Genomic DNA, 14050 nt, shown 5'->3' on the forward strand with positions numbered 1-14050 from the left:
CAAATTCTGGAGAAAGTTAAATGCGAAATATTGAAACCCGAAATTTTGAAGCCGATGCAGAAGTGCTAAACGCGATGCTGAGTAAGGCCAAAAGTGAGCAGCGATCAGATGATGCGCTGGCCGTATCCGTTCGCCTGGCTGCATTAGCGATTCATGCAAGAAACAAAGAAATGTCAGCTGCTGAAATTATCGAACTGCTGGACAAAGAATCCGTGCGCTTCGAGAACCAATCACGGGAGCTGCACTAATGGCCGACTCAATGGATCTGGTTCAGCAGCGCGTTCAGGAAGAACTGGCGCGCAACCTGGCAACGGCTATTCATCGTCCTGCAGGAGCGAGTGAGTTTTTCTGCCTGTCATGCGATGCAGCTATCCCTGAAGCGCGTCGCCGAGCGTTGCCGGGTGTCGAGTTGTGCGTTACCTGCAAAGAGATTAGCGAACTGAAAAGCGTGCATTACAAAGGGGCCGCGCTTTGAGAGTTCAGGTTGATGATCGCTATGCAGTGCGTGCGTTGAAATCAAGTGAGCCGGGCAAGCCGCAACAGTTGGTGCTGGAGAAATTCAGCTGGCTTGAGATTGATGGTGTCCGTCAGCGCATGCCGCAAACCATGGCCGTATATGAGTCGGCAGTGCTCCTCATGCGCGATTTGGCTGCTGATGTCATTGGTCGCCATGTTTTGCACGGCCAGATGAAAACAACTGCGGCCTTTGTGGCGGAAACTCGCCGCATTGCTGAGTTGGTCGAGGTTGCAGTGCAAGAGCTGGCTGAATTTCAGGCCGCGCATGTCTGAAAGCCTTCCTGATCTCCTTACTGGTGAATATCACGCCGTAAATCAGCAGCGGCGTGAAGTATTTGGCATGTCCGCTCCGGCGGATATGTCCCTTTCTGAGCGCCGTCTCTGGAATGTGAATCCAGAGGACCACAACTGGCGCAGCCAGTATCTGCAAAACATGCCGGACTATCTGGCCGGTTACTTTGCCGATCGCTACAGCAAAATCCTCTCAGCAAATAATGGCCGCCGTCGGGCCAATGCGTTTCTGCGCCAGACTATCGGCCAGAACGTATTGCCACGCCTGCAGCTTGTTCGCAGTCGCTATCGTCTTGATGAAGCCGCTCAACATGAACTGCCGTTCATAAAGCAGCTTGATCGTCTGCCCACGCTTGACCGGCAGGACGTGCGCGATCTGGCTTACAAAGTTGCATCCTATATTTCGCTCAGTCTGGCTGAGTTTGTCGATAAAACCTCAATGCCACAGGAAGCGGACGAGCAGACCATAACCTGCATTGCTTATCGCTACGTTGCTGAGCTGGCCGCATTGACCGGCACGCAGCCGCCATATTGGGCTGAGTTCAAAGCCTGCAAAGGTGAGCTGAGTCTGCGCAAGGCGCAATCCGGTTTATTGCGCATGATGGCGCCTGAATGGTGGCGCGGCCGTCTTAAGCAGATGCGCGATCTCCAGCGCGAGCACATGGCAATCGCTGTTGGGCAGGTGCAAAAATCTGCTTCACCTTACGTTTCACGCGGCACACTGGCGGAATGGGTCGAGCAGAAGAAACGCAATCGCGAGTTCTTCAAACGCTACGACCTGATGAACAAAGAAACCGGTGATCGTGTCGCGATGGATGAAATGGTCAACCGCAGCATCGCGAACCCGGCCATGCGCCGCCGCGAGCTTATGACCAGAATGCGTGGCTTTGAAGACATCGCCAACGAAAGCGGCTGCGTAGGGGATTTTTATACGATCACCGCGCCATCGCGTTATCACTCTGTTTATAGCCAAGGCGGTTTCATTACTAAATGGAACGGCTCAAGCCCGCGCGATACGCAGCGTTATCTCTGCCGCGTTTGGGCGCGTATACGCGCCGCGATGTCACGCGAAGAAATCCATGTTTTTGGTTTCCGCGTCGTTGAGCCTCATCACGACGGCACGCCACACTGGCACATGCTACTGTTTATGCTGCCAGAACATCGCGAGCGTGTGCAGCAGATCATGCGTGAGCATGCCAGCAAAGAAGACGCCGACGAACTGAGCACGCCGCAGGCGCGCAAAGCGCGTTTTCACGCTGAGCCTATCGATCCCACCAAAGGCAGCGCCACGGGTTACATCGCTAAATACATCTCCAAAAATATCGACGGCTTCGCAATGGACGGCGAAAAGGATGATGAAACCGGCTCAAACATGCGTGATATGGCGAAAGCCGTTTGCGCGTGGGCGTCCCGCTGGCGCATCCGCCAGTTTCAGCAGATTGGCGGCGCGCCGGTCACTGTTTGGCGCGAGTTGCGCCGTCTTGGCGATACGCGCCTACCAAACGAGAAGATGGACGCTGTGCTGGCGTCTGCTTCTGTTGCCAGCTGCTGGGCGTCTTACACCATGGCGCAGGGTGGCCCGCTGGTCGCGCGTGATGACTTGGTGATCCGCCTTTGCTACGAGATTACCGAAATGGGCAACGAATACGCGGAGGACGTGCAGCGCGTTCAGGGCATCTACTCGCCTCACTATCAAGATTCTGAAGTATTCACGCGACAGGTGAAGTGGGAAGCCGTTGCCAAATTAGCCGACGCGTCAGCGGAGGCTGGTCCTTCTGGCGGCATCGCCGCCCCTTGGAGTTCTGTCAATAACTGTACGGGGCCAGAGCGCCGACGGTTAGAGCTGGAATTAAAAGCCCGTGGTTTTGAGGGGCATGAAGAGGAAATTAGCCTCCTTTCCAGAGGATGCAGCCTGAATGCTGGCGCGCGAATGCGGCTGTTTTACCGAAACGGCAGGCTACAGGAGCAAAAGATAACCATCTGATTAATCCAGAGGATTTCTCACGGAAGGTAAAAAAACATTTCACATTCCGAAACTCATAATATACTGTATGCATAACCAGTTGTTAATTGTGCGGAGGGATTATGCAGGATTATTTTTTGGAGTCTATGAAGCTCCAGCGTATTGATTTATTTATGAAACTTGTTGCAGCGAGTGATTGCACTGATGACGAGAAGCAGCTCGCCATTCAGTGGGTTTCAGAGTTGACCGACGAGTTGATGCGAAAAGTCAGAAGCCACGAGTATTCACGCATGATGCAGGCTTCTGAATAGTTTATGCCGGTGCTACACACAGCGAAAACGTGATCGGGTAAGAGCAGAAATTTAAACGGAAATGCTATGGAAAGGTGAGGCCGAACATTACGAGAGTTACGAGGCGTTAGGTTATGGCTAAAAGTCCCGAAAAATTCCAAATCGTTTACCGGGGTGAGGTTCTCACTTACTACAAACCCGGCGGATGGGTGTTTTTCCAACGACCAAAAGAATGTGGCGGGGGCTATTGGCTGGGCAAGACTTACGACTTTGTTTTTATGTTCGAGATTCCCTATCCCGTTTCTTTGCGACAGGGCATGGAATTTATGGATTCATTGGAAGGTATTGGCACCCATAAGCCCGCTTCGGTGGACGACTTCAAACTGGAGTGAAGCGTGCATGACTATGCCGCATGAATTCGCATGATCCGAAAAGGATCGCTTTACCCACGGCCCGCCAGTTCTGGCGGGCTTTCGTTTATGTCATGCAGGTGCATGAAAACCGCATCATAAAGCGGGCAGGCGTGGCGGGGGTACGAGCGCGCGCTGGAGCGTGTTGTGGCATTGTTGCAGCAGAATTTTAGCTAATCTTGCTTATTATTTATGTAGTGATGAATATAAGACCAGAAGACACACCAGCCTGATACTGAACAACCATCTAAAGATGAAGCAAGATTATGTGCTTCATAACCATTGCATGTTGTGCATGAAAGTGTAATATTGTGCGCAAGGTTGTTTTATCATGTGAGGTTAAAATGGCATTCAGAGCAGACGAGGCAGCGCAGGCGGGATTTGAGAAGGCGTATAGATATCTTTTGCCTGAAGGTGCTAATGCAGATCAACGTAGACTTATACGAGATAAGTTAGAAGAAATGGTGTCTATTTGTGGTCCGATAGTAGAAGGTTATCCAGCGTGGCACCCTTTCTTGATCGAGACTGATGCTGCTAATTGGTCACCTATGACCCCCAATAATAGTCCAAGCTTCAAAAATTTAGATCACACTATATATTTCGTTAATGGAATGCTTACGTGCCCATACGGACATGGGGTTAATGAATTGCTGGATTCCATAAATAATTTACAGCATTCGGCAGCCTTTTTCAGTGCTGTTAAATTAAGCAATATTGTAATGTACCATCAAAATGCAGTGCCTATTTTGATTCGTTGTATGTGGCATAGTTCTATTCTTGATGATGATGGCACAATTTCATCCCGAGCGGCGATTGGGTTAATGCTCGAACGTGAAATTCCTAACTGGAAAAATGGAATTTACTGTGAGAGTTGGGAAGATATGAGAGGCCAGTTTCTTGGTTATCCCCACGGTGCAAGGTCATCATTATTTGTTAATCAACATACTGGTCAGTTGATGAAAAATATGTGGAATCAGATTATTAAAACTGGAATTTTGGGAGTGCCTAGGTAATGGGAGATAATACACTTCATTTGGTTTTGGATTCGAACGTACTTCATGAAGAGGGCCTAAATTCTAATGACATGAAGTTGCTGAAAAAATATACTGACAAGAAGCTTATTAAACTTCATATTCCTAAACTTGTTGCAAGAGAGTTTTTAACCAGAAAATCCAGTAGTCTTTTTGAAGGGCTGGACAAATCTAGGCAATCTTTGGATAGCGTGGAGAGAGATGCAAGAGGGTTGAGTGAGGACTTGTTAGGAAGCCTCGAAGAATTAAAGCAAAAAATCATTCAGACTAAAGAGAAAATTGGTGATAAGCCGCAGCAAAGCTTTGAGCAGTGGATAAAAGATTTTAATGTATCGATCGTTGATACTACAGTTGAGTCCGTAAATGAAGTTTTTGATGATTACTTTTCAGGTTCTGGTGTTTTCAGAAAAATTAAAGCTAGAGAAGATATACCAGATGGTTTCATTTGCGCCACGATAATCAATTTAACCAAGGAACATGGAAGCCTTGTTGTGGTTAATAAAGATAATGTTTTTAAGAAGCATTTGGCACGATATGAACAGGTTACAGTTCTTAACTCTATGAACGAGGTTTTTTCTTTAGAGGGTGTTGGTTTATTACAAGATGAGTCGAAAGTAGAATTGATTCAGTCTGATGAGTTTTCACATGCTATTAAAGAATATCTTGATGCAAACCCTAGGGCATTCGATTACTTGTTTTTAGAGGATGAGCTAATTACAAATATGTCAGTAATCGGGCAAAGAATTTATGCCGCGTCTATAGAGTTAGAACTGTTCAATGATGCCAGCAATATTAAAGTAATGGGTGCTAAAGGTCTAGATGAGCAGACATTTATTGCATCATTGTGTTTTGATATGGATGTGCATGTTAATTACATAACGGATTATGGCTCATTTCTTGATATTGAACGGTTGCATGGTAGAACTCCAGAAATGGATAGCATGAATGGTGAAGGTATTTGTGATGTATCAGAAAATACCTTAGCAAGATTTTATGGTGATCTTACAATCAAATTCGCAAATCCTGGCAATGAAATTAAAAAGGATGAGTTAATTGGATTGTTGTTTAGGGGCGAAATTAGCATTAACTTTGAAGATAAAAATGCTGAAATAATAAAAATGCTGTAGCTGAGGAGGGCTTATGCCCTCCATAATAACTTATCTTTTGTCATTACTTTCTAGATTGTATTTTTTGAATACAATCACGTCCTCGCCCAGCCATGTGTTTAACTCTTCAAAGCGGTTTTGAAGTGGCATAAGTTCATTGCGAACGAATACATGACTGGCCTTTTCTACATCACCAAACCCCCCAACATTATTAGGCATAATCCCCATCATCTGCGGCGGCACGCGATGCGCGGCCATCATGTCGTCACGGCTCACGTTTTTGATATTCAGAAACTCATCCTTAGCCGCCACCTCTGACAGCGGGATGATCTGGATCCCGTCTTTCTTCCCGTTCGGCGAGTACATAAACAGATTACGGAAGTTGCCCGGCCCCTTGGCACTCTTCATCGCCTGGCGGATATTGTTTACGTCTTCCTGATTCTGCGCGGCGTCGGTCATGTACATGATGAAACCGGCGTGGCTGCCGTTAAGGTAGTATTTACGGCGGAACAGCGTGGCCGACTCGTTTAGCAGGGTGGACGGGATTGCCGAAAGATATTCCGGCAGGCCGTAAACCTCCTGATTTAAATCCGGCTCCATCAGGTGAAACACGCTGCCTTTGGTGAACTCGTAGGGCTGCGTGTTCATGCCGTACTGCACAAACCAGTAGGTGTCTAAGTCGGTGCCGCGACGCGTAAATTTTGCCAGTGCCGGCTCAAGTGACAGCACGCCGCCGAGCCTGTTGGTACGCTTCTCCAGATAGGCGTTGCCGAACACCAGATAATCCTGCACAAAACGGCTGAACGCCTGCTGGCTCAGCAGCGGATGAGGGATGAAGGTGCTTGTCAGAATGTTGCGTTTCACATTGATCGGCGAGCTGTGATGCACGGCGGCGCGGAACGTGCGCGCCAGCCCGTCAAAGCTCACCGGCGGCTCGTACCACTTATCCATGACCACGCATTCCACGTAGTCCAGCAGCTCGCGGCGGTCCAGCACCGGCACCGGGTCGCCAAAGGTGAACGCTTCTGCCGCCGGGCTGCCGGTCATCTGTTGCTGCTGCACGGGCTGCGTGCGCGTGCGGTTCCTGCGTTTGCTCATTTAAAAAATCTCCATAATGTTGCCGGTGTGGGCGGCTTCGCCCTGTAGCGGTTCGTTTGCCAGCGCGTGCATGGTCGCCCACGCCAGATCGGCGTGGCTGGCTTCTTCGCTGCGGCTGGCTTCGTAGGTCGGGCGGTTGCCGCTGGCCGTGGTGGCGCGGCGGATTGCCATGAATGACTGCGCGATATCGAGGTGTCCGGCGTCGAACTCCAGGCGCCCGCTGCTGATGATGTCGAACGCCTTCAGCACCAGGGCATTTTTCACGTTCGGGTTATAAACAAACTCTTTCACCGCCGGATAAAACATCTTCACGTTTTCGTACACTCCGAGGCCGACGCCGGTGGAGTCGATGCCGATATAGGTCACGTTGTACTGCTGCGTCAGCTTTTTGATGGACTCGGCCTGCGCGCGGAAGTCCATGCCGCGCCACTGGTGGCGCTCCAGAATGCGGAACTTGCCGCCCGGTACGGCAGGCGGGGCGATCACCACGCACCCGGCGCTGTCGCCGTTCTGCGTACCTTTCGCCGGGTCGTAACCGATCCACACTTCGCGCCAGCCAAACGGCCGCAGCGCCAGCGCTTCGAAGTCGGCCCAGATTTCCCAGCTGTCCACCATGCACTTTTGCAGCAGCTGCAGCGGGAACACGGAGGCCAGATCGTCTACAAATTCGCACATCAGCAGGTTCTGGTATTCCGGCGGGCTGTATTCGAGTCGCAGCTGGTCGAGGTCAAACAGGTTGCAGCCGCCGCGCACGGCGTCCTCAACGGTGACAATCTGGCGGAACTGGCCGTCATCGCAGAAGCGGCCAGGCGAAAGGTTCATGTGCGACAGGTCGATATCCACGCGGTCCGCCTTGGCGCGGCCCCGGTTGAACAGGCCGCCGGACCAGAACGGATAGGCGCTGTGCGTGAGGCTGGAAGGCGTTGAAAAATAGGTCTGGCGCCACTTCTTATGCAGCGCCATGCCGGACGCCACCTTGCGCAGCTCCTGAAATTTCGGGATCCAGAAGTATTCATCCAGGTACAGGTTGCCGTGATAGCTCTGCGCGGTGCGGGCGTTGGTGCCGAGAAAGTACAGGCACGCGCCGTTGCTGAGCGTCATCGGATCGCCTTTCAGCTCTACATCCACCTCTTTAGCGAACTCAATGATGTACTGCTTGAAGACGTGCGCCTGCGCCTTACTGGCTGACAGGAAAATCTGGTTGCGTCCGGTGGTCAGCGCATCCAGCAGCGCCTCACGCGCAAAATAGTAAGTGGCGCCAATCTGGCGCGACTTAAGCACGTTGCGGATTCGGTGCTTGTTGCCCGCGTCCCACCACTGGCGCTGATAGTCGAACATCGAGTCGTGGAAAATCTCCTGTAATTTCTCCACCTGCTCGTCGGTAAACACGTTCTTTTCCGGCGGCTTGCGCGGCCCGCTGTTGCGGTTCGCCACGTTCGGATTGAGATCCGCCTCGTTGCCGCCGTTGCTGAACTTGCCGATGCGGGCATGGCGCTCGGACTGGCGCGCCAGCAGGTCAATCTCCTTGAAGTCTCTCCCTTCTTTTGTCTCCTTCATGATCAGCTGGCAGTAGCGCGCGGCGGTGGTCAGCTGCATCTGGTCAAGCGGGCCGTAGTCGCCCCACTTGTCGCGCTTCTTCCAGCTGTGAACGGTTGCGGGTTTCTCTCCCAGCATTTCAGCAATGCGGGCGATACGGTATCCCTGAAAGTACAGCAGCATGGCCTGCCTGCGGGGATCGAGGTCTTCGGGGGCGAGTGTCGTTGTCATGGCCTCAAAATACGGCCCCGCCGATCCCTTTTCTGCCGCCTGCCGTTGTGTGGCTGCCCTCACAACGTGCCCGCGTTGTTTCGACCCCCTCTGAACCGCAAACATAAGGCTTCAAAGCGATTTACCCAACGGAGCCTGACCTATGGCAGTTAAAGCAAAGCGTTTTCGTATCGGGGTGGAAGGTGCCACCACGGACGGACGTGAGATTTCCCGCGAATGGCTGGTGCAGATGGCCGCCGCCTACAACCCGGCGGTTTACACCGCGACCATCAATCTTGAACACATCAAATCGTACTCGCCAGACAGCACCTTTAACCGTTACGGCACGGTAAGCGCGCTGGGCACCGAGGAGATCACCGACGGTCCGCTAGCCGGAAAGCTGGCGCTGTATGCCGACATCCTGCCGACAGATTCCCTCGTGGCGCTGGTAAAGCAGGGCCAGAAGCTTTTCACCTCCATGGAAGTCAGCACCAAGTTTGCCGACACCGGCAAAGCCTACCTGGTTGGCCTGGCTGCCACCGACGACCCGGCAAGCCTCGGCACCGAAATGCTGGCCTTCAGCGCGAAAGCCGAGCTGAACCCGCTGGCGAACCGCAAGCAGCACCCGGAAAACCTGTTCACCGCCGCCACCGAAACCGTGATCGAGCTGGAAGAGGTGGAGGACAAGCCCGCGCTGTTTGCCCGCATCACCGCGCTGTTCGGTAAAAAGCAGTTGTCCGACGACGCCCGCTTTTCTGACGTGCATCAGGCGGTTGAACTGGTTGCTACCGAGCAGCAGGAATTCAGCACCCGCACCGACAAGGCGCTGGACGAGCAGGCGGATCGCCTGAGCCAGCTGGAAAACCTGCTGGAAACGCAGGTGAACGATTTCACCGAACTGAAGCAGCAGCTGGGCCGCGAAGATAGCCGTGCCGATTACCGCCAGCGCGCACCGGGTGGCAATGCGCCAGCCGCGAACATGACCAACTGCTAAAGGAGCAGCTCACCCCATGAAAAAGAATACCCGTTTTGCATTCAACGCCTACCTGATGCAGTTGGCAAAACTCAACGGCGTGCCGGTTGAAGAGTTGTCCAGCAAGTTCAACGTTGAACCTTCAGTGGCGCAAACGCTGGAAGACACCATTCAGCAGTCGGCGGCCTTTCTGACGCTGGTCAACGTGATCGGCGTGCCGGAACAATCCGGCCAACTGCTGGGCCTTGGCGTCGGCAGCACCATTGCAGGCACCACCGACACCACCGCTAAAGACCGTGAGCCAACCGATCCGACGGTCATGTCGGATATTGAGTACCGTTGCGAGCAGACCAATTTTGACACGGCGATCACCTACGCGAAGCTGGACCTGTGGGCGAAGTTTCAGGACTTCCAGACCCGCATCCGTGACGCCATCGTGAAGCGTCAGGCGCTGGACCGCATCATGATCGGCTTTAACGGTATTGCCCGCGCGAAATCCTCTAACCGCACCGCCAACCCTCTGCTGCAGGACGTGAATAAGGGCTGGCTGCAGAAGGTGCGCGAGGATGCGCCGGACAACGTGCTGGGCAGCGTGACCAAAGACGGCGAAACCACTGCCGAGCCGGTGAAAGTGGGTAAGGGCGGCGCATATGCCAACCTCGACGCGCTAGTGATGGATGCCGTTAACGAGCTGATTGACCCGATTTTTCAGGACGACGACGAACTGGTCGTCATTTGTGGCCGCGAGCTGCTGGCAGACAAGTATTTCCCGCTGGTTAACAACGAGCAGGACAACACCAACAAGCTGGCCGCCGATCTCATCATCAGCCAGAAACGCATGGGCGGCCTGCAGGCGGTGCGCGCGCCTTACTTCCCGGCAAATGCGGTGCTGATCACCCGCCTCGATAACCTGTCGATTTACTGGCAGGAAGAGTCCCGCCGTCGCTCACTCATCGATAACCCGAAACGTGACCGCATTGAAAACTTCGAATCGGTCAATGAGGCCTACGTGGTTGAGGATTACCGCTGCGCCGCGTTGGTTGAAAACATCACCATTGGTGAGTTCTCCGCAGATGCTGGCGCGGGAGCGTAAGCCATGAGCCTGAGTCCCGCACGGCAGCATCGCCAGCGCGTCCAGGCTGAACAGGCCGCCCGACAGGGCGGCAGTGTTCGCCACGCCAGCGGCTATGAGCTGATGCTGATGCAGCTCGGCGAAGACCGCCGCCGCCTCAAGGGCATTCAGTCCACCGTGAAGAAGGCCGAAATCAAGGTGGAAGTCCTGCCCAAATACGTGCCGTGGGTGGACGGTGTGCTGGCCGCCGACGGCGCGCAGCAGGACGACGTGCTGATGTACGTGATGCTATGGCGCGTTGATGCCGGTGATTATGCCGGGGCGCTCAAGATTGGCCGCCACGCTATCCGCCACGGCTGGTCGATGCCGCAGGGCTTTAACCGCAACGTGCAGACGCTGCTGGCCGAGGAGATGGCCGACGCCGCGAAAAATGCCCTCATGGCAAAAGCCGATTTTGCCCCCGACCTGCTGATGCAGACGCTCGACGTGATCGGCGAGCTGGATATGCCCGATCAGTCGCGCGCCCGCCTGCACAAGTCGCTCGGCTGGGTGCTGCGCGAAAGCCAGCCGGTTTCCGCGCTAAACCATCTGCAGCAGGCCATGCAGCTCGACGAGCGCTGCGGGGTGAAAAAAGACATTGAGCAGCTGGAGCGGAAAATCCGCAACGCCAGCTGATAACCGGACGTGCCCACGCGCGGGGCGGCACGGGGTGGCGACAGGCAGCGCCGCATCAAAACCCCGTCCACCGCCCACCTATTCAGGAGAAATAAGGCATGCAGTTTGTAGCGCCGGAAAAGGCGACGGGAACGCCGGAAATTATCCCCAACAACTCATTCTGGCCGGACATCGATCTGGCAACGTTTCGCAGCGTGATGCGCGTTGACGGCACCGTGACGCCGGACCGTCTGAAGCAGGTGGTGCTCACCGCGATGGCGGAAGTGAACGCCGAGCTGTACCCGTGGCGCGAACAGCAGGAGCTGCGCGGCTTTAACGGGCTGGCCGATGTACCGGCGGAGCAGCTGGCCGGGCGCAGCGTGCGCCTGCATCACTATGAAAACGCGGTGTGGTGCTGGGCGCGCGCGGTGCTGAATGAACGTTATCAGGACTTTGACGCCACCGCTGCCGCAGCGAAGCGCGGGGAAGAACTGGAAGATGCCACCGGCGACCTGTGGCGCGACGCACGCTGGGCTATCAGCCGCGTACAGAACTCGCCGCACTGCACCGTCGAGCTTATCTGATGAAGGTGCGCGCGCAGCAGTACGACACGGTAGACGAGATCTGCTGGCGTCACTACGGGCGCACGCAGGGCATGACGGAGCAGGTATTGCAGGCCAATCCGGGGCTGGCGGAGCACGGCCCCTTTTTACCGCACGGGCTGGAGGTGGAGCTGCCGGACGTGACGGCGGCTGCCACCGTGCAGGCCGTCCAGCTTTGGGACTGAATCATGTGGGAAAGAATCCGCGCCGGGATCGTCTGGTTTATTGCTGTCGGTATGGCATGGCTGGGCGACATGTCGCTGAAAGACGTTTCAACCGTGGCCGGGGTATTAATCGGCCTGCTGATGGCAATCATCAGCTGGTACTACAAGCGTAAAACCTATCAGCTGCTGGCCGCCGGGCGCATCACGCGGGAGGAGTATGAATCTGCAAACCGTTAAGCGCTGCACCGTTGGCATGGTGCTGGCTATCGCCGCGACGCTGCCGGGTTTTCAGCAGCTGCACACCTCCGTCGAGGGGCTGAAGCTGATCGCCGATTACGAAGGCTGCCGCCTGAAGCCGTACCTGTGCGACGCGGGCAAGTGGACCGATGGCATTGGTAACACCGTCGGCGTGGTGCCGGGCCGGAGCATCACCGAGCGGCAGGCGGCGGGCAACTTCATCACAAACGTGTTACGCGTTGAGGCGGCACTGGCGCGCTGCGCTGCGGTTTCTATGCCGCAGCCAGTCTATGACGCGCTGGTGTCGCTGGCGTTTAACGTCGGTACCGGCAACGCCTGCGCCTCAACCATGGTGGCACTCATCAAAAAGGAGCGCTGGCGCGATGCATGTTATCAGCTGCCGCGCTGGGTGTACGTGAAGGGCGTATTCAATCAGGGGCTGGATAACCGGCGACAGCGTGAATTGGGGTGGTGCTTAAAAGGAGTAACAGCATGATGCGCACGCTGGCGGTGCTGACGCTCGTTCTGATTGCAGCGCTTGGCGTGCAGTCGTGGCGACTCAGTACCGCCCACAACAAAATCGACGCGCAGGTGAAGGACTTAGCCGCGCAGGGTAAAAAGCTGTCACAGAAAAACGGCCAGCTGATTGCCCTCAACATTCTGACGCAGACCAGCAGCCGGGCGCATACGCAGCTTTATGCCGCCGCCGAGCAGAACGGCGCGTTGCTGCGTGACCGGCAGCGCACCATTGAGGAACTGAAACGTGAAAATGACGAGCTTCGCCGCTGGGCTGATGCCAATTTGCCTGATCCTGTTATCCGGCTGCGCCAGCGTCCGGCCCTCACCGGAGGTCAGTCTTACCGTGAGTGGCTGTCCGCGAATCACCCCGTGCCGCCTGGACGAAGCCGCACCACGCCGTAACGGCGACCTGCTGGCGCTGCTGGACGACACCGAAGCCGCATGGGCGGCCTGCGCCGACAAGGTAGACACCATCATCAGCTGTCAGGATAAAGACGATGAACAAGCCGCAATCCTTGCGAAACGCCCTGAATAAAGCCGTGCCCTATGTGGCCGACAACCCGGACCGCCTGCACCTGTTCGTTGATAATGGCGCGGTGGTTGCCACCTCCGCCACGTCAATTTCGTGGGAGTACCGCTACACCCTGAACGTGGTGGTGACGGACTTCACCGGCGATCAGAATCTGCTGATGGCGCCCGTTTTATTCTGGCTCGGCGTCAACCAGCCGGACGCCCTGCAGAACGCCACCGAGCGCGAGCGGCTTTTTACCTTTGAGGCGGACATTCTCGGCAATGACCGCTGCGACATCAGCATGAACCTGAAGCTGACGGAACGTGTGATCGCGAAAGAGGTGGACGGCGTGATGTCGGTTGAGGCGGTGACGGAGCCGGAAGCGCCGGACGATGCAGAGGAAGGCTGGACGGTGCGCCGTGGCTGAGTTGCATGAAGTCGAGGAGTGGCTGGGTGCGCTATTGTCGCAGCTTGAACCGGCTATGCGCACAAAGATGCTGCGCGAAGTGGCGCGCGATGTGCGGCGCATCCAGCAGAACAACATCACGCTGCAGCGCAGCCCGGACGGCACAGCATGGGAACCGCGACGCATTACTGCACGGACCAAGCCGGGCCGCATTCGGCGCAAGATGTTTGCGAAGCTGAAAACGGCGAAATACCTCAAAGCGCAGGCAAATGCAAATATGGCAGAAGTTGCGTTTACTCCAGGTGTGCAAAGGGTTGTGCGCGTACATCACTATGGTTTGCGGGACAAGGTGAACCGGCGCGGCATTGAAGTGAAATATGCTGAACGCCCATTGCTGGGCGTCAATAATGATGTTGAAAATTTGGTTCAAGAAACGCTATTGCGCTGGTTGGTAGAGTAGG

21 protein-coding genes are annotated in these 14050 nt (G+C 54.9%); 19 read left to right on the top strand and 2 right to left on the bottom strand.

Annotated elements, in window-relative coordinates; all coding sequences use genetic code 11:
- Positions 1-20: 20 nt before the first annotated feature.
- The 8 genes from PanJK_RS08220 (at position 21) to PanJK_RS08255 (ending at position 5628) form a co-directional block, all read left to right on the top strand.
- Entirely contained in the window at positions 21-248 is a 228-nt protein-coding gene (locus tag PanJK_RS08220; RefSeq protein ID WP_105088566.1) for a DUF2732 family protein, read from the top strand.
- Positions 248-475: a TraR/DksA family transcriptional regulator gene (locus PanJK_RS08225; RefSeq protein WP_105088565.1), complete on the top strand. Its 228-nt coding sequence runs from the start codon at positions 248-250 to the stop codon at positions 473-475. Before PanJK_RS08220 ends, PanJK_RS08225 begins: the two co-directional genes overlap by 1 nt.
- Positions 472-789, top strand: a complete 318-nt coding sequence (locus PanJK_RS08230; RefSeq protein WP_265298793.1) for a DUF5405 family protein — start codon at positions 472-474, stop codon at positions 787-789. The genes PanJK_RS08225 and PanJK_RS08230 overlap by 4 nt, the downstream gene beginning before the upstream one ends.
- Positions 782-2791 (top strand): replication endonuclease, encoded by a 2010-nt coding sequence (locus PanJK_RS08235; protein ID WP_265298795.1) that lies wholly within the window; start codon positions 782-784, stop codon positions 2789-2791. The genes PanJK_RS08230 and PanJK_RS08235 overlap by 8 nt, the downstream gene beginning before the upstream one ends.
- A 101-nt stretch (positions 2792-2892) precedes the next feature.
- Complete coding sequence (locus PanJK_RS08240; RefSeq protein ID WP_154192720.1) at positions 2893-3081, top strand: hypothetical protein; 189 nt, start codon at positions 2893-2895, stop codon at positions 3079-3081.
- A gap of 113 nt (positions 3082-3194) precedes the next feature.
- Positions 3195-3452: a hypothetical protein gene (locus PanJK_RS08245; protein WP_265298798.1), complete on the top strand. Its 258-nt coding sequence runs from the start codon at positions 3195-3197 to the stop codon at positions 3450-3452.
- Between the two features lie 362 nt (positions 3453-3814).
- Complete coding sequence (locus tag PanJK_RS08250) at positions 3815-4483, top strand: hypothetical protein (protein ID WP_265298800.1); 669 nt, start codon at positions 3815-3817, stop codon at positions 4481-4483.
- Entirely contained in the window at positions 4483-5628 is a 1146-nt protein-coding gene (locus PanJK_RS08255) for a PIN domain-containing protein (RefSeq protein ID WP_265298802.1), read from the top strand. Before PanJK_RS08250 ends, PanJK_RS08255 begins: the two co-directional genes overlap by 1 nt.
- 30 nt (positions 5629-5658) lie before the next feature.
- Here the strand turns inward: PanJK_RS08255 and PanJK_RS08260 are convergent, their stop codons facing one another.
- Complete coding sequence (locus PanJK_RS08260; RefSeq protein ID WP_265298804.1) at positions 5659-6705, bottom strand: phage portal protein; 1047 nt, start codon at positions 6703-6705, stop codon at positions 5659-5661.
- On the bottom strand, positions 6706-8472 hold the full coding sequence (locus tag PanJK_RS08265) for a terminase ATPase subunit family protein (RefSeq protein WP_265299470.1): 1767 nt from the start codon (positions 8470-8472) through the stop codon (positions 6706-6708).
- Positions 8473-8614: 142 nt separating this feature from the next.
- Here PanJK_RS08265 and PanJK_RS08270 point away from each other — a divergent pair, with 142 nt between their 5' ends.
- The 11 genes from PanJK_RS08270 (at position 8615) to PanJK_RS08320 (ending at position 14049) form a co-directional block, all read left to right on the top strand.
- Complete coding sequence (locus tag PanJK_RS08270) at positions 8615-9445, top strand: GPO family capsid scaffolding protein (RefSeq protein ID WP_265298806.1); 831 nt, start codon at positions 8615-8617, stop codon at positions 9443-9445.
- Positions 9446-9461: 16 nt separating this feature from the next.
- Positions 9462-10517 carry a phage major capsid protein, P2 family gene (locus tag PanJK_RS08275; RefSeq protein WP_265298809.1) on the top strand — a complete coding sequence of 352 codons (1056 nt, stop codon included), beginning with the start codon at positions 9462-9464 and terminating at the stop codon, positions 10515-10517.
- Positions 10518-10520: 3 nt separating this feature from the next.
- On the top strand, positions 10521-11171 hold the full coding sequence (locus PanJK_RS08280; RefSeq protein ID WP_265298811.1) for a terminase endonuclease subunit: 651 nt from the start codon (positions 10521-10523) through the stop codon (positions 11169-11171).
- A 98-nt stretch (positions 11172-11269) separates the two neighbouring features.
- Positions 11270-11734 carry a head completion/stabilization protein gene (locus tag PanJK_RS08285; protein ID WP_265298813.1) on the top strand — a complete coding sequence of 155 codons (465 nt, stop codon included), beginning with the start codon at positions 11270-11272 and terminating at the stop codon, positions 11732-11734.
- On the top strand, positions 11734-11937 hold the full coding sequence (locus PanJK_RS08290) for a tail protein X (RefSeq protein WP_265298816.1): 204 nt from the start codon (positions 11734-11736) through the stop codon (positions 11935-11937). The genes PanJK_RS08285 and PanJK_RS08290 overlap by 1 nt, the downstream gene beginning before the upstream one ends.
- A gap of 3 nt (positions 11938-11940) precedes the next feature.
- Entirely contained in the window at positions 11941-12153 is a 213-nt protein-coding gene (locus PanJK_RS08295) for an HP1 family phage holin (protein WP_009127601.1), read from the top strand.
- A complete protein-coding gene (locus tag PanJK_RS08300) occupies positions 12134-12649 on the top strand; it encodes a lysozyme (protein WP_265298821.1) in 516 nt (171 codons plus the stop codon). The genes PanJK_RS08295 and PanJK_RS08300 overlap by 20 nt, the downstream gene beginning before the upstream one ends.
- Positions 12646-13074: an Rz-like lysis system protein LysB gene (gene lysB, locus PanJK_RS08305; RefSeq protein ID WP_265298824.1), complete on the top strand. Its 429-nt coding sequence runs from the start codon at positions 12646-12648 to the stop codon at positions 13072-13074. The genes PanJK_RS08300 and lysB overlap by 4 nt, the downstream gene beginning before the upstream one ends.
- On the top strand, positions 12965-13207 hold the full coding sequence (gene lysC / locus PanJK_RS08310; RefSeq protein WP_265299472.1) for an Rz1-like lysis system protein LysC: 243 nt from the start codon (positions 12965-12967) through the stop codon (positions 13205-13207). The genes lysB and lysC overlap by 110 nt, the downstream gene beginning before the upstream one ends.
- Positions 13170-13610 carry a phage tail protein gene (locus PanJK_RS08315; RefSeq protein ID WP_265298825.1) on the top strand — a complete coding sequence of 147 codons (441 nt, stop codon included), beginning with the start codon at positions 13170-13172 and terminating at the stop codon, positions 13608-13610. The genes lysC and PanJK_RS08315 overlap by 38 nt, the downstream gene beginning before the upstream one ends.
- Positions 13603-14049 (top strand): phage virion morphogenesis protein, encoded by a 447-nt coding sequence (locus PanJK_RS08320; RefSeq protein ID WP_265298828.1) that lies wholly within the window; start codon positions 13603-13605, stop codon positions 14047-14049. The genes PanJK_RS08315 and PanJK_RS08320 overlap by 8 nt, the downstream gene beginning before the upstream one ends.
- Position 14050 lies beyond the last annotated feature (1 nt).

This window comes from Pantoea sp. JK (assembly GCF_026130245.1).
Classification (GTDB): domain Bacteria; phylum Pseudomonadota; class Gammaproteobacteria; order Enterobacterales; family Enterobacteriaceae; genus Pantoea; species Pantoea trifolii.